Source organism: Sinomonas humi (assembly GCF_000802235.1).
In the GTDB taxonomy this organism is placed as follows: domain Bacteria; phylum Actinomycetota; class Actinomycetes; order Actinomycetales; family Micrococcaceae; genus Sinomonas; species Sinomonas humi.
Genome location: NZ_JTDL01000150.1, coordinates 1 through 15,244, shown reverse-complemented (window position 1 = coordinate 15,244; position 15,244 = coordinate 1). Strand labels below are relative to the sequence as shown.

The 15,244-nt window shown below is 66.5% G+C and carries 10 protein-coding genes and 1 tRNA gene; 3 read left to right on the top strand and 8 right to left on the bottom strand.

The window, feature by feature from the left end; genetic code table 11:
- Window positions 1-69: 69 nt before the first annotated feature.
- On the bottom strand, window positions 70-1,782 hold the full coding sequence (locus tag LK10_RS19295) for a S1C family serine protease (RefSeq protein WP_081998697.1): 1,713 nt from the start codon (window positions 1,780-1,782) through the stop codon (window positions 70-72).
- 304 nt (window positions 1,783-2,086) lie between these two features.
- Here LK10_RS19295 and LK10_RS19285 point away from each other — a divergent pair, with 304 nt between their 5' ends.
- Together LK10_RS19285 and LK10_RS19280 are read left to right on the top strand one after the other, a co-directional pair.
- Window positions 2,087-4,138, top strand: coding sequence for a TPM domain-containing protein (locus LK10_RS19285; protein ID WP_043127570.1), 2,052 nt, complete (start codon window positions 2,087-2,089; stop codon window positions 4,136-4,138).
- A 66-nt stretch (window positions 4,139-4,204) separates the two neighbouring features.
- On the top strand, window positions 4,205-5,005 hold the full coding sequence (locus LK10_RS19280; protein ID WP_043127567.1) for a PspA/IM30 family protein: 801 nt from the start codon (window positions 4,205-4,207) through the stop codon (window positions 5,003-5,005).
- Between the two features lie 72 nt (window positions 5,006-5,077).
- On the opposite strand, the gene LK10_RS19275 is transcribed toward LK10_RS19280, so the two are convergent.
- The 3 genes from LK10_RS19275 to LK10_RS19265 all read right to left on the bottom strand — a co-directional run bounded on the left by LK10_RS19275 (window position 5,078) and on the right by LK10_RS19265 (window position 9,615).
- Window positions 5,078-5,154 (bottom strand) — tRNA-Met (locus LK10_RS19275).
- A gap of 63 nt (window positions 5,155-5,217) precedes the next feature.
- Complete coding sequence (locus LK10_RS19270) at window positions 5,218-8,238, bottom strand: UPF0182 family membrane protein (RefSeq protein WP_081998696.1); 3,021 nt, start codon at window positions 8,236-8,238, stop codon at window positions 5,218-5,220.
- Window positions 8,239-8,427: 189 nt separating this feature from the next.
- Window positions 8,428-9,615: a YlbL family protein gene (locus LK10_RS19265; RefSeq protein WP_231567852.1), complete on the bottom strand. Its 1,188-nt coding sequence runs from the start codon at window positions 9,613-9,615 to the stop codon at window positions 8,428-8,430.
- A gap of 230 nt (window positions 9,616-9,845) precedes the next feature.
- Between LK10_RS19265 and LK10_RS19260 the strand changes: the two genes are divergently transcribed.
- Entirely contained in the window at window positions 9,846-11,351 is a 1,506-nt protein-coding gene (locus tag LK10_RS19260; RefSeq protein WP_043127576.1) for a zinc-dependent metalloprotease, read from the top strand.
- A 64-nt stretch (window positions 11,352-11,415) separates the two neighbouring features.
- Here LK10_RS19260 and LK10_RS19255 read toward each other — a convergent pair whose 3' ends face one another.
- The 4 genes from LK10_RS19255 to nudC form a co-directional block, all read right to left on the bottom strand.
- Window positions 11,416-11,616, bottom strand: coding sequence for a hypothetical protein (locus LK10_RS19255; RefSeq protein WP_043127549.1), 201 nt, complete (start codon window positions 11,614-11,616; stop codon window positions 11,416-11,418).
- A 10-nt stretch (window positions 11,617-11,626) separates the two neighbouring features.
- Window positions 11,627-12,211, bottom strand: coding sequence for a M48 family metallopeptidase (locus LK10_RS19250; RefSeq protein ID WP_043127546.1), 585 nt, complete (start codon window positions 12,209-12,211; stop codon window positions 11,627-11,629).
- On the bottom strand, window positions 12,174-14,285 hold the full coding sequence (locus LK10_RS19245) for an ATP-dependent DNA helicase UvrD2 (protein ID WP_043127543.1): 2,112 nt from the start codon (window positions 14,283-14,285) through the stop codon (window positions 12,174-12,176). Before LK10_RS19245 ends, LK10_RS19250 begins: the two co-directional genes overlap by 38 nt.
- A partial coding sequence (nudC, locus tag LK10_RS19240) for an NAD(+) diphosphatase (RefSeq protein WP_043127539.1) occupies window positions 14,282-15,244 on the bottom strand: 963 nt, incomplete at its 5' end. The genes nudC and LK10_RS19245, both read right to left, overlap by 4 nt.

Genomic DNA, 15,244 nt, shown 5'->3' with positions numbered 1-15,244 from the left:
CGTTCCCAACAAGGGCCGCGAGCGGAGCCTTCTGGGACTACCCGCCCACCGGTTGCCGGTCTTCGGGGATCAGGAGGTGGCGGTCCCCACCGTGACGTTGACGGTCATGCTCTGCCCATTGCGGTTCAGCGTGACCTTCACAGTCGAGCCCGGCGCCGTCTGACGCACTGCGGCGGTGAGCCCGCTTGCATCTTCGATGGCGTAGTCACCGAAGTGGGTGATGACGTCGCCATTCTTGATTCCTGCCTTGTCGGCTGGGCCACCACCTGTGACCTGGGCGACCTGGGCTCCCACCGAGAACTGCGAGTTGGAGTTCCCATTGGGCGCGGCCGGCTGGACCGAGACACCCAGCAGGCCATGGGTTGCCTTGCCGCTCGAGATCAGCTCCTGCGCAATCCGCTGCGCGTAGTCAATCGGGATGCTGAAACCAACGCCGATGCTTCCGCTCTGGCTCGTGCTGCTCGTGCTGCTGCCGGTTGACGCAATGGCGACGTTGATTCCGATGAGCTCACCATTGGTGTTCAGCAGTGCGCCGCCGGAGTTCCCGGGGTTGATGGGCGCGTCCGTCTGGATCACGTTGAGGCTGATCGTGCTCTGAGCCTGAGACTGCTGCGACTGGCCGAACGGAGGTGCGAACTGGAAGCCCTGCCCGCCTTGCCCCTGGCCCTGCTGCTGCTGGTCTCCACCCTGCGGAGCCGCCGAGGAAGCCACCGAGATCGTGCGGTTGAGCGTCGAGACGATGCCGTCCGTCACGGTGTTCTCAAGGCCGAGCGGCGCACCGATGGCTACGACCGTGTCGCCGACGTTGATCTTGCTCGAGTCGCCCATCGTGATCGGCGTCAGGTTCGCACCCTTGATCTGGATGACGGCGAGGTCAGCGAGCGGGTCGGTTCCTACGACGGTTGCCGGATAGACGTTCCCGTCGCTCGTGCGGACCTCGATCGTCGGGTTCGCAACCTGCCCGTCGAGCGTGACGACGTGCGTGTTGGTCAAGATGTGGCCGGAGTTGTCGAGGACAACGCCTGACCCGGTGCCTTGGGAGCTGCCGGAGCTGACACCAATCGTGACGACGCTCGGGGACGCCTTGGCAGCAGCGGCGCTCACTGCGTTGACGCTGTTCTGGTTGTTGACGATGACCGGGCTGTTCTGGGTCGTTCCGACAGACGCAGCACGAGGGGCGACGAGCGAGTAGCCACCCGCCGCAACCCCGCCACCGATGAGCCCAGCGACGAGCATGCCCGCGACGAGCACTCCAGTGCCCCACCGCCGCGGTTGCCCCGAGCGGCCCGAGGTGGGCGGCGCGAAGGACGAACCTCCTTGGCCTCCTCCCTGGCCGTAGGGGTACTGCTGGCCGTAAGGACTGGAGGGCTGACCGTAAGGATTTGCCGGCCGCCCGTACGGTGACTGGCCCTGCTGGCCCTGCCCATACTGGCCTTGCCCGTACTGGCCCTGTTGGCCGGGCTGGCCCTGTCCATACTGGCCCTGCTGCTGCGGTCCGTGGCCCGGCTGGGCAGGCTGACCGTATTGGCCGTAGCGTGGCGCTGACTGGCCGAACTGTCCTTGGGTGGAAGCCGACGAGGGCTGGCCCGGCTTCGATGCCGAGGCCTGGCTCGGCTGTTGCGCCGAGTGCTGGCCGGAACCCTGGATCGGTGCCGTCGGCGCGGTGTCGGCGCTTGGCCGACTCTCTGCGCCCTGCGGGGCGACGTTCGAACGTTCCGGCGTCGCTCCGCCCTCTGTCGCCTGACCGCGGTCCGGGGTCGGGCTCTCTGGGGTTTCGCTCATGCTCCTCATCCTTTCGTGTCCTGCCTACAACTATGGACCGCGATGCTGTGCGCGACTCATTTGTTTTCTGAGAGGTATCTGGAAGTCAGCCGAAAGCCGGGACCCACCCGAAAACCCAACGATCCTACGTCGTCGGCCGTTCGGCCTGTTCGCTCGGGGCGCACTTCGAGCCGGTGGATTCCCGCAGAATGCCGCCCCTAGAATCGAAGCGACACGCCACAGCGTCCCTGCAGCACTTGGCCGAGATTGGGGGCGCTGAGGCCTTCCGGGGCAACCGCCCGGGAGCCGAGTGAAGGGCTGTGCAGTGCGATCCACGCTGAAGACTCTCGTGACGGCCGTCGGCGCATTGATACTCGCGTTGATGCCCGCGGCCACGCCCGCATGGGCCACGGACCCCGTGACAATTCCTTCCGGGACCAACATCGTCGATCCGAGTGGCGCACTTGGGACGCGGAAATCGGATGTGCAGGCCGCCATCTCGGACCTCCTGTCGCAGCACAGGCTGAACCTCTACGTCGTGATCGTCGATTCGTTCACCAACCCGAGCGACCGGGCGGCCTGGGCGCAGGCCGTGGCGAAGAACAAGGGAATGGGGACGACCGATGTGCTCCTCACCATCGCCACGGCCGGCCAGTATGAACTCGCCGCCAGCACAGCGAACACGAAGGTCTATCCGAAGATCAGCAACATCCTCCAGAATGCGATCACGCCCAACCTTGCGAATGGCAAGAAGGACTACGCGCAGGCCGCCGTGGACACGGCCAAGGCCGTGGGCGATGCCGCGGGCGGAGGCAGCGGGGCGGTCTCCTCGGGCAGCGACGCGACTCCCCTCCTCGTGGGCGCGGGCGTCGTCGTTGCGGGCGCGGCAGGCGTGTACGCCCTCTCCCGCCGCCGGAAGACACGCGCGCTCGGCACGACGTCGCCAAGCGGCCCCTCCGACCCGCTCGCCGGCGTGCCAGTCGAAGAACTGCGCAAGCGTGCCAGTGCCCTCCTGGTGCGGGCAGACGACACCATCAAATCGAGCGAACAGGAGCTTGGCTTCGCCGAGGCGTCCTACGGCGCCGACGCCGTGGGCAACTTCACAAGCGCCCTCGCCGATGCCAAACGACAGCTGAGCGAATCGTTCAAGCTCCAGCAACAGCTTGACGACCACATTCCTGACACCGAGCAGCAGCAACGCGCCTGGCTGGGCGAGATCATCAACCGCTCGCAAGCGGCAATCCAGTCGCTCGCCGACCAGAAGGCAGACTTCGACGCGCTCCGCGAGCTCGAGCGCACGGCTCCCGCCGCTCTCGACAACGTCTCCGGAGGCGTCCAACAGGCCACCGCCCGGCTCACCGGGGCCGAGAGAACCCTGGCAGCCCTGAGCGAGCGCTACTCCGAGACCGCAGTCCGCCAGGTTTCCGACAACATCAGTCAGGCGAAGGATCGGCTCGCATTCGTCGAGTCCGCGTCGGAGCAGGCGCGCCAGCAGCTCGCAGCCAACGAAACTGGGCCGGCGGCAGTTTCTGTTCGGGCAGCCGAAGAGGCTCTGCATCAGAGCGGGGTCCTCCTCGACGCGATCGACAAGGCCTCGACCGCCCTCGAGAGCGCGCGGACGAGCCTGGACAGCGCGATTGCCGACACTGAGAATGACCTCGCCCAAGCGAAGGCCATGGTCCAGAGTCAGCCGCGTACGGAGCTGGCCGGCCCGATCGCTGGTGTCGAATCCGCCCTCGCTCAGGCCAAGCAAGAGCTCGCCGGCCCGAAGGTCGACCCTGTCTCCCTTCTGGCACGCATTGAAAAGGCGCACCAGCAGCTCGACGATGTTCTGGTGGGCGTACGCAATCGCGAACAGCAGGCTCAGCGCGCAGCCGCCGCCCTCCAGCAGGCGATCCGTACGGGCCAGGACTCGATCAGTGCCACAAGCGACTACATTGAGGCGCGTCGCGGAGGGGTCGGCACAGAGGCTCGAACCCGCCTCGCTGAGGCGCAGCGCAACCTCGACTACGCCCTGAGCATCGCCCAGAGCGACCCCACTTCGGCGCTTGCCTACGCCCAGCAGGCAACAACACTCGCCCAGCAGGCCGCCCAGATCGCCCAGCAGGACGTCGAACAGTTCTCCGGGTTCGGGGGCTTCGGCATGGGTGGGGGCCGGAACTACGGTGGCGGAATCGGAGGCGCGATCCTCGGCGGAATCCTCATCGACAGCATCCTGCGCGGCGGCCACCACGGTGGCGGCGGCTGGGGCGGCGGGGGCTGGGGTGGTGACGGCGGTTTCGGCGGAGGCTTCGGAGGCGGAGGCTTCGGAGGCGACGGCGGGGGCTTCGGAGGCGGGGACGGCGGCAATTTCGGCGGCGACGGCGGAAGCTTCTGAGCCAGAGAGAACAGGACCACAAGAGGCCGCGGCTCGATGCCGGGCCAGGGAAGGGAGCACCACACCATGGCAAAGCAGTCGATCTTCGGGCGCATCGCGCAGTTGGCGAAGGCCAACATCAGTGCGCTGCTCGACCAGGCGGAGGACCCCCAGAAGATGCTGGACCAGATGGTCCGCGACTACAGCAACAACATCGCCGAAGCGGAGTCGGCGATCGCCCAGACGATCGGCAACCTGCGAATGCTGCAGGATGACCACGCCGAGGATCTCAAGGCCGCACAGGACTGGGGCAACAAGGCACTCGCTGCCTCTCGCAAGGCGGACGAGTTCCGAGCCGCCGGAAATGCCGCTGACGCCCAGAAGTTCGACAATCTCGCCAAAGTCGCCTTGCAACGCCAGATCTCCTCCGAGAACGAGGCGAAGGCGGCAGAGCCCACCATCGCGTCCCAGAGCGAAGTAGTGGATCGACTCAAGACCGGGTTGGACCAGATGAAGGGCAAGCTCAACGAACTCACCACGAAGCGCAATGAACTCGTGGCACGCAGCCGGACAGCGGCGGCCCAGAGCCAGGTGAACGACGCCCTCAAGAGCATCGACATCATGGACCCCACGAGCGAGGTGAGCCGTTTCGAGGAGAAGGTCCGTCGGGAGGAGGCAAAGGTCCGCGGACAGCAGGAGCTCGCGGCAAGCAGCCTCGATGCCCAGTTCAACCAACTCGAGGATCTCGGCGAGCAGACCGAAGTCGAGGCCCGACTCGCTGCGCTCAAGCAAGGATCCTCGCAGGCTGCCCTCTCTGCCGGGAAGGAGACTCAGTCTTCGGGCGCCGTCGACCCGATCGTCGACGAAGCTGACTTCGACAAGCTCTGACAGGCGCCAGTCGCTGATCCAGTGACAAATCAAAGAGGCCCGGACCGACAACGTCGGCCCGGGCCTCTTCTCTGGTTGCGGGGACAGGATTTGAACCTGCGACCTCTGGGTTATGAGCCCAGCGAGCTACCGAACTGCTCCACCCCGCGGCGCACTCACTACGTTACCAATAGGTGAACTTGGCGCCAAATCGGTGGAGAGCCTGGCCAGGATCAGCCGCTCGGGCTCGGCGAGGGGCTCGCCGACGGACTGGATGAGGGACTCGGCGAGGATGTCGACGGAGCCGTCGATGAGCCTTGCCCCTGCGCCGCCTGCAGGCTGGCCTCGGCCGCAAGCGCCCGGGTTACTGCATCGCTCAACCTCTGCTGAGCGGCACCGTAATCAGCGAAATTGCCGTTCTGAAGGGCCGTCTGGCTGTCGCTCAGGGCCTTCTTCGCATCCTGAAGCGCCTGATTGAGCTGCGAATTCGCGTTGGTCGCCGCAGTGGACGAGCTGGGGGGCGACTGCGGAGGCGCGCTCGAGTTGTTCCCGGCGTCCCCCGCTGAAGCACCCGCGTTCCCGCCGAAGAGGCTCTTGAGCGCTTCGTCAAGCGTCGGGGCGAAGCCGACCTTGTCCCCGAAAGCGACGAGAACCCGTTGAAGGGTCGGGTACGACGTCGAGCCTGTCGACTGGACATAGACCGGTTCGACGTAGAGCAGACCACCCCCGACGGGCAGAGTGAGCAGATTGCCGGCTTGGACCTTCGAGGCTCCCTGTCTTAGCAGGTTGAGGGAGGTCGAGACCGAGGGGTCGGAGTCGAAGCGGGACTGCACCTGTCCCGGCCCCGGCACGTTCGTATCGGTCGGGAGCCTGAGCAATTGCAGCTTCCCGTAGTCTGGCCCCTTGACGCCCGGCTTGTTGCCTGCATCCGAGTCCGCCGCGAGGTAGCCGTACATCACGTCGCGCGACTTCCCCGCCTGCACCGTCTGGGGGATGAAGCTCGAAGTCAGCTGGAAGGCCGGCGTCTTCTGCCCCGGCATCTGCAGCGACAGGTAGTAGGGCGGCTGCTTGCCGCCGTTCTGGGAGGCGCTCGTGGGATCGTCCGGGACGCTCCAGACGTCGTCGTTCTGATAGAAGCTCGCCGGATCAGTCACGTGATACCGGGTCAGGAGCTCACGCTGCACCTTGAAGAGATCCTCCGGGTACCGCACGTGGCTCATGAGCGAGCCAGACATATCCGAGATCGGCTTCACCGTGGAGGGGAAGACCTTCTCCCAGGTCTTGAGGATCGGATCCTGGTCGTCCCACGCGTAGAGCGTGACGGAACCGTCGAAGGCGTCGACGGTCGCCTTGACGGAGTTGCGGATGTAGTTGACGCTCGACGGCGGGAGCGCGCCATTGCGGCCAGCTGCGGTCTGCGAGTCCGACGTGACCTGCTGAAGCTGCTGCTGTTGGGAGTACGGGAAGTACTGGCTCGTCGTGTAGCCGTCCACGATCCACTTCACGCGCCCGTCGACCACCGCCGGGTAGGCGGTCCCGTCGAGCGTCAGATACGGCGCAACCTGCTGGACCCGCTGGAGAGGGTCGCGGTTGTAGAGGATCTGAGACTGGGAGTTGACGGCATCCGAGAACAGGAGGTCCGTGCTCTGGAACTTCACGGAGTAGATGAGACGGTTGAACCAGTTGCCCACGTTCGGGCCGCCATTGCCCGTATAGGTGTAGAGAGTGTCTCCTGAATTGCCCTGCGGCTTGTCCTGCTCACGGGGTTGGGAGCCGGAAGGCCCTCCCACGATAGAGTAATCGGGCGAGTACTGCCCAAAGTAGATGCGGGGCTGGTACGAGCTCTCCGTGCCGAGCGCGCCCGTCGTCGGGATGCCTGACTGGAGGAATACGGGCTTGCCGTCAGAAGTCGCCGTGTTGCCGTAGGCCGCCACCACTCCATAGCCGTGGGTGTAGACGACATGGGTGTTGTACCACGACTGCTGGTCCGGGCTGAGGCCATTGAGATTCAGCTCGCGGACCGCAATCACGGTGTCCTGGGTAGTGCCGTTCACGTTGTAGCGGTCAACGTTGAGCGTCGGGGCGAACTGATAGTACGGCCTGTACTGCTCGAGCTGCTGGAAGGTCGACGATACGAGCGTCGGGTCAAGAAGCCGAATGTTCTGGGTAGTCTGCGCGTCCGGCTGGAGAGCACCGGGGGCCGCATTGGTGGTTGCGTTGTAAGGAGTGACCTGAACGTTGTCGAGGCCGTAGGCCTCGCGGGTCAGCGAGATATTCCGCTGGATGTACGGTCCCTCAAGCGTCTTCTCAGACGGTGTCACTTGGAACTGCTGAATGACCCACGGGTAGATGCCGCCCGCAAAAATGCCCGTAATGACGAGCATGGCTGTTCCGATGAGCGGAAGCCTCCAGCGGCCGATCGCCGCTGCGATGAAGAACAGGATGGCCACGATCCCAGCAGCGATCGCGAGTATGGCTTGGGTCGGGATGACGGCGTTGACGTCCGTGTACATCGCCCCAGCCCATCGGGTGCCAGCATTCTGCAGCGTCCCGTACCGGTCGATCCAGAAGTTGATCGCGATGAGGAGCAGCAGGAGCCCCCCGCTGACAGCTAGGTGCAGTTGAGCCGCGCGCGACGTGTAGAGACCGCGGTCGCTGATGCGGATGGAGCCGTACAGGTAGTGAGTGAGGAGCCCGGCGATCCCGGCGATGATCACGATGCTGAGGAGGTAGCCGACGAGCGTCCCGATGAAGGGAAGAGTGAACAGGTAGAAGCTCAGGTCGAGCCCGAACTGCGGGTCCTTCTGCCCGAACGGGACCTGGTTGAAGAACAGCACGACCTTCTGCCATTGGCTCCCGGCCGCTGCACCTGCAAAGAGCGCAAAGACGATCGGCACGCCAGCCATGACGACACGGCGCACCGGTTCGAGCTGCGCTTGGTAGCGGCTCATGCTGTCCTGCGGGCCGCCGTCGGGGGCGTAGACAGGACGCGAACGGTAGGCGAGTCGGATCGAGGCGTAGACGCCGAAGCCCATGCCGAGCGCACCGACGAGGAAGACGAGGGTTCTCGAGACGTTCTCGGTGATGAACACCCCGAGGTAGCCGAGCTGTTGGAACCACAGGACATCAGTCCAGACCTGGGTGAAGAGCACGAAGCCGACCACGAGCACGACCGCGATGATGATGGTCGGGATGAGGGGACCGCGCCTCTTCCTCAGGGGTCGCGGAGTGGTGCCTTCTGGACGGGCTGTCACGTTTACCCCTTCATCAAGTGCTCTGTACCATCAGGGCGCAGCAGTCAGGACGCGCCGAGCGTCCGGACGCAGCGCGCCCTCGCCTAAGTCAAGCACGCCCCGCTCCGATACGGAGTTCCCACCCGCTCCGTGGTGAGCGGTAACGATTCGGAGACGGCGAGACGGATGCTTTGGGCGCGCAGCTTCGAACTACTTCGTGCACTGCGGCAACGTCGCGGGATCCGTTCCCTTCGAATACGACTCGACCGCATGCCGCGCCGCGTCGAGCGTGTCGACCTTCACCACGGAGAGACCACTCGGGATGTGCCCCACGACCTCGCCGCAGTTGCCTGCAGGAGCCAAGAAGAGAGTGGCTCCTTGTGACCGAGCACCCTCCATCTTCTGCACGATCCCGCCGATCTCCCCGACGGACCCGTCTGGGCTGATGGTTCCGGTCCCGGCGATCTGCTTTCCGTTCGTCAGGTTTTCGGGCGTGAGCTTGTCGATGATGCCCAAGGCAAACATCATTCCCGCACTCGGTCCGCCCACACTGTCCAGTGCAAAGTCCACGCTGAACGGGAACGAGAACGAGTACGCGACCGTGAAGCCAAGCAGGTAATGGCCTCCTCCGGAATCGCGGGGCGTGATTGAGACCGTGTGCTGCGCACCGTTTCGTTGGAAGACGACGTCGAGCGGCCTGCCTTTCGAATTCGCCACAAGCTGCTGGATTGCAGTGAGTGAATCGACCTTCTGGCCCCCTACGCTCAGAATCGTGTCCTGCGGCTGAAGCTTTCCGGCGGACGCGGAGTTGTCAACGAGCGAGGCGATCTTGAGCTGCTGTTGAAACGGGATCGAGAGAGTCTTGAGTGCTGCAGCGATCGCGTTGTCCTGCGAACTCTGCATCTCCTGCGCGTTTTCCTGGGAAACCGTCTGGGTTGTCACCCCCTTCGGGTAGACCGCATCCACGGGCAAGATCGACTGCGAGGGATCCAGCGCCGAACGGATGAGCCCCAGGAGACTCACGTTCGAGTTCGGGCCGCCTTCCACGTACACCGTGGTGAGGTCGAGCGCGCCCTGCGTTGGATACGTCTGGTGGCCATGGATAGCGATCAGGTCCTTGCCGTTGTCAGAGCCGAGGGTGTTGTAGACCGGCCCGGGAAGCTCGACGACGTACGGCACCGGCGCAGCCCAGACGATGCCGCCGAGGACGAGCGTCGCTACTCCGGCAACTGCCCCGACGAGTCCGCGCCCGGTGCGCGGTCGGGACCGGCGGACGACGCCGTCGCCCGACCGGTCCCCCTCCTCGCCGGGACGCTCACGCGGCGAGGAATCCTCAGGAGGACGCGCACCGCCGTCGTCCGCTGGGATGCCGGCGGCCGGGGGGACGCTGCTGCTCACGCCGCGCCTTTCCGCGGCGGGAGCGCCGCTTGTGCTCAGGAATTCGCTCTCCCCAGCCTAGTCCGCGCTGGGACGGCAATGCCCCCGGCGCGCCACGCTGCGCCTCGGGCTCACGTCGCGCCGCGACCTCACGCTGTGCCCAGAGCGAAAGGGCGTCGCGCGCGGAGACAGTCGTGTCCGCAAGCGGTACCGTGAGGTTGATCGTTCCCTCCCAAGTGATCGGCGGCGTCATGACCACTCCGGACAAGCCACAGGGCAACGGCGAGGAACCCCAGGACCCCCTCGCCGAACTCTTCGCCAAGCTCATGGGCGGGGAAGGCCTCGAAGGGGTCGACCCTGCCGAGATTGCCAAGGCTGCAGGCCTTCCCAGCGACCCTGCCGTACTCCAGCAGATGTTCCAGCAGGTCCAGTCCATGATGATGTCCTCGGCCGGGGACGGACCTGTGAACTGGCAGCTTGCGCACGAGCACGCGCGCCGCACCGCCGCGGCGACGTCCGACCCCTCGGTCTCGGCGATTCAGAACCGCGACGTAGACGAAGCGCTCCGCCTCGCCGAGCTCTGGCTCGACAACGTGACCGATTTCCCCTCCACGGGCCTCATCGGCCGCGGCTGGTCGCGTGCGGAATGGATCGAAGCGACGATGGCCACGTGGCGTCGGCTCACCGAACCGGTCGCCAACAGCGTGGCCACGGCTCTCTCGACCGCCATCAGCGAGCAGCTGCCCGAAGAGATGAAGGGCATGCTCGGCGGTGCGACGTCGATGCTTCAGAACATGGGCGGGGCGATCTTCGGCATGCAGCTCGGGGCTGCCATCGGCGCGCTCTCCGGCGAAGTCGTGAGCGCCTCAGACATCGGCGTCCCGCTCGTCGACCTCGAAATGGCGCTCCTGCCCGCCAATGTCGCCAAGTTCGGCGAAGGCCTCGGCCTGCCTGAAGGTGACGTGCGGCTTTACCTGGCGGTCCGCGAAGCGGCACACGCCCGACTCTTCATGCACGTCCCCTGGCTTCGCGCGCACCTCCTCGGCGCCGTCGAGGACTACGCCCGGGGCATTCACATCGACATCTCGCGGATCGAAGAGGTCGCGCGCGAAGTCGACCCGCGGAACCCGGAGTCCCTCCAGGAAGCGCTCCAGGGCGGCGTCTTCACGCCTGAGCGGACGCCGCGCCAAGAGGCTGCCCTCGCGAAGCTCGAAACTGCGCTCGCCCTCGTCGAGGGGTGGGTCGATGAGCTCACCGCGGCGGCCACCGAGAACGTCCTGCCTTCCTCCCCCGCGCTCCGCGAGGCAGTCCGACGGCGCCGGGCCACGGGTGGCCCTGCTGAGCACGCTTTCGCGTCCCTCGTTGGCCTCGAGCTCCGTCCGCGGCGGCTGCGCGACGCTGCCCAGCTCTGGGCATCGCTCAAGCAGGAACGTGGCGTGGCGGGCCGGGACGCCATCTGGAAGCACCCGGACCTCCTCCCGACCGCCGAGGATCTCGACGATCCCAACGGCTTCAGCTCGCGGCGCTCTGCGGCGGAGGCTCAGGAGACCGAAGTCGACGCGGCGCTTGAGAAGCTGCTCGCGGGCGGATTCGACCACCCAGCCGAGGCTGCGAGCGAGCAGGAAGCGGGCGCTGAGGGATCGGCACCGGCAGAATCGCAGGACGCCGAGAAGCCCGCGGACGGCACTTCCGAGGGCGAGTCCGGCGAACACTCCGGCAAGGACGACGACGGCGGGGAACCGCTCGCCGGGGCGTGACCTCGAACAGGCCGAGGCGGCGCTTAGGGCGGCGCCTCGGCCGAGCGAAGGGCTTCGGGCGGTTCTAGTCGACGTCCTCGACGATCGTCCCGAACGGGATCCGATCATCGACGAGCGCCTGCAGCGCGTGAGGCTCGTTGACGACGACTCGCACCCCGTACAGCCCGTCCGCGGCTGACTGGAGCAGTACTGGTCGGACCGTCTCGATGAAGTCGTTGGTGCGACCCTCGAGGAACTTCGCGTACCCGGCTGGAAGCTGGCTCATGCGCCAGATTCTAGGCCGGAGGGCCCTCTGGCGTAAGGCCCCGCGAGGCCGCGAACGAGACGCCCGCCAGGAACGCTTTCGCTTCCGCCGTCCGCGGATAGCGCTCGACGAGGGCCCAGAATCTTGGGGTATGCCCGGCGACCAGCAGATGCGCGAGCTCGTGCACGAGGACGTAGTCGACGACCCACTGCGGCATCCCCTGAAGCTGGTGAGATAGCCGGATGCTCCGCTCCCCCGGGGTGCATGAACCCCATCGGGTCGACTGGTTCGTGACCCACCGGACGGTCTCGGGGCGGGCACGTCCTTCCAAGAAGCTCCCCGAGAGCTCGGCGGCGCGTGCCATGAGTTCCTGATCGCTGCGGGGCCCGCCTCGGCGAGACCTGTCCCGCTCTAGACGCTGGACCATCCGCTCGACCCACAGCTTCTCCTCCACCTTTGTGAATCGGGCCGGGATGGCAACGACGGCGGTTCCGCCCTCCCAGAAGGCGCTCACCGTCTTGCGGCGCCGTGCCGAGCGGCGCACTTCGACGGGCGGAGAGCCGTTGGGCTGGGAGACGTCAGGCGCCACGGAGCAGCTCCAAGACGGCGTCGCCATACCGTTCGAGCTTCGCCTTGCCCACCCCTGCGACCTTGGCGAGATCGTCCAGGCTCCCGGGCCTTGCCTCCGCGATGGCAGTGAGCGTGGCATCCGTGAACACGACGAAGGCGGGCACGTCGGCCTCGCGAGCTTGCTCAAGGCGCCACGCGCGCAACGACTCGAAGGTGCCTTCGTCGTACGACGGCGGACAGTCGGCACAGCGCCCGACCTTGCGCTCGGCACCCGATTCGAGAACCGTCCCGCACACCCGGCACACGGCCGGGCCTCGGTACTCCCGCCGCCGGCGAGCCGAAGAACTTCCGGCCGCGGACGCCGTCGTGCGCAGGCTCCCCGGCCGCAGCCCGTCAAGGAAGCGCGACGGGCGACGGTGCGCTCGGCCGCCAGGAGTCCGGGACAGCGACCACGAGAGGTGAAGGAACTCGCGCGCCCTCGTGATCCCGACGTAGAGCAAGCGGCGTTCCTCGTCGACCGTAGTCGGCGTATCAGCGAACGAAATTGGCACTAGCCCTTCGCTCAAGCCGACGAGGAAGACGGCATCCCACTCGAGACCCTTGGCAGCGTGCAGCGAGGCGAGAGTGACCCCTTGCACGGCGGGGGCGTGCTGGGCGGCAGACCTCTCATGCAGCTCGAGGACGAACTCGGGCATGCCGAAGGCTTCCCCCCGGCTGGCCGAAAGCTCGTCCGCGAGCGCGACGAGCGCAGAGAGGGACTCCCAGCGTTCTCGGGTGGCGCCGCTTCCCGACGGGGCGGTGTCCGCGTAGCCGAGCGAGGAGAGCACGTCGCGGACGGCTTGGCCGAGCGAAATGCCGGTTGGCTGTGTCCTGGCCGCACCTCTGAGCTGGAGAAGGGCGTCACGGACCTCACGCCGGTTGAAGAACCGCTCGCCGCCGCGCAACTGGTAGCCGATCCCAGCGGCGGTGAGCGCTTGCTCGAAGGCTTCGGACTGTCCGTTGGTGCGGAACAGCACCGCGATATCCTTCGGCTCCGTGCCCGCCGCGACAAGCTTGGAGATTCGCTGGGCGACGGCGGCTGCCTCCGCCTCGTCGTCAGAGCACTCCGCGAACTCTGGAGCGGGCCCTGCGGGCCGCTGGGCCAAGAGCTGGAGTGGCTCGGCCCAAAGCCGGTCAGCGGCCGGTCCGCTGCTGCGGCGTGCTCCCAGGAGACGGTTCGCGAGATCGACCACCTGAGGGGTCGAACGATAGTCACGCACCAGCTTCACGACGGTTGCGGCCGGGAAGCGCTGACCGAATTCGAGAAGGTGGGCTGACGTCGCCCCAGTGAAAGAGTAGATCGTCTGGCTCGCGTCGCCGACGACGCAGAGTTCCTCGCGTCCTCCGAGCCAGAGCTCGAGGAGACGCTGCTGGAGAGGCGAGACGTCCTGATACTCATCGACTACGAAGTACCGATACTGCTCGCGGACCTCGGCGGCGACCTTCGGATCCTCCTGCAGAATCCCGACCGTTACGAGGAGGACGTCTTCGAAGTCGATGAGATTCCTGTCGATCTTGACGTCCTCATACGCCTGGAAAAGCCGGGCCACGGTCGGGGGCTGGAGACCGCCGGGCTCACCACGGCCCGCCGCCCCCTGCAGATACGTGGAGGGGGTGAGCATGGAAACCTTCGCCCATTCGATCTCCGAAGCGAGATCCCGGATGGCTGCGCGATCCACGGTCAGACGGAGCCGCCTGGCCGCCTCGGCAATGGCCTGTGCCTTGTGCTCAAGCAGACCCGGGAGCTGGCCGCCGACCGCCTGTGGCCAGAAGTACTGAAGCTGCCGGAGGGCGGCAGCGTGGAACGTCCGAGCCTGCACCCCGCCGACCCCGAGATCCCGCAGACGGCTCCGCATCTCCGCAGCGGCTCGGGAGGTGAACGTCACGGCGAGAAGACGCTGCGGCTGATAGACCCCGGCATGGACGCCATAGGCGATCCGATGGGTGATGGCACGGGTCTTGCCGGTGCCCGCTCCTGCAAGGACACAGAGGGGGCCTTGAAGCGTTGTTGCGACCGTCCGCTGCTCGTCGTCGAGTCCACCCAGCAACCGGTCCTCGAGCGACTGGACTTCGCTCGTCATACCCGCGCCTGTTCGGGGGCCCGATCCTCTATCGGCCCCCCGTACCAATGCTCAATGAGGGCACGTGAAATCGACGCGCGCGTGGGGAGGGTGACTTCCCCTGCCGCGACGGCGTCCTGGAGCTCCTCCCGGTCGAACCACCGCGCCCTGACCACCTCCTCGCCGTCGGGCCTCGCCACCGTGTCCTCCGTGCGCGCAGTGAAACCGAGCATGAGCGACGCTGGGAAGGGCCACGGCTGCGATCCGAGGTACTGGCAGGCAGAGACCCGGACTCCCACCTCTTCTGCAATCTCACGGACGACCGCCTGCTCGAGGGACTCGCCGGGTTCGACGAAGCCTGCGAGGGTGGAGAACATCGTCGAGTGCATTCGCGCGCCGCGGCCAAGCAGAACCCGGCCATCCGGGCCCACGACTGTGACGATGATCGCCGGGTCGGTCCGCGGGAAGTGCTCGGAACCGTCCTGACTGCAGACACGTACCCAGCCGCTCGAAACGATGTCGGTAGGCGCCCCGCAGCGGGGACAACGCGGGTGGGTCCCGTGCCAGTTGGCGATCGCATTCGCTTCGAGCAGGACGCCCGCCTCGAAGGGATGCATGGCGGCGCCGACTTCCCGGAAGCCCAGCCATTGGGCGCCTCGGGGAAGCAGCCCCGCACCAGTGGTCGCCGGCTCGGACATGACGCCCGCAATTGGTTCTATGGGCTCGGGAAGGACGACGAGGACGACGTCGGAACCGATCTGGAGGCCGCTTGCCCCCTCCGCGGCCAGCCGCGCATCCTCGGGCACACGCCCGAGGTACACCACAAGTCCGTCGAGCCATTCCTGGGGGAGCTCGGCTGCTGGAAGGAGGACCAGCCTCTCCCCCTCCATCGCTGCCCGGTGCTGAGCGAGCAGCAGGGCCATCGTCCCCTGCTCGTGAACGATCGAAGCGAGGAAGGCAGGATCGGCTCGATCCTCGCT

Bases quoted from the DNA above. Each gene is read 5' to 3' on its own strand.
- LK10_RS19260 (WP_043127576.1), top strand. From the start codon at position 9,846: ATGACCACTCCGGACAAGCCACAGGGCAACGGCGAGGAACCCCAGGAC.
- LK10_RS19245 (WP_043127543.1), bottom strand. From the start codon at position 14,285: ATGACGAGCGAAGTCCAGTCGCTCGAGGACCGGTTGCTGGGTGGACTC.
- LK10_RS19280 (WP_043127567.1), top strand. From the start codon at position 4,205: ATGGCAAAGCAGTCGATCTTCGGGCGCATCGCGCAGTTGGCGAAGGCC.
- LK10_RS19255 (WP_043127549.1), bottom strand. From the start codon at position 11,616: ATGAGCCAGCTTCCAGCCGGGTACGCGAAGTTCCTCGAGGGTCGCACC.
- LK10_RS19250 (WP_043127546.1), bottom strand. From the start codon at position 12,211: ATGGCGACGCCGTCTTGGAGCTGCTCCGTGGCGCCTGACGTCTCCCAG.
- LK10_RS19295 (WP_081998697.1), bottom strand. From the start codon at position 1,782: ATGAGCGAAACCCCAGAGAGCCCGACCCCGGACCGCGGTCAGGCGACA.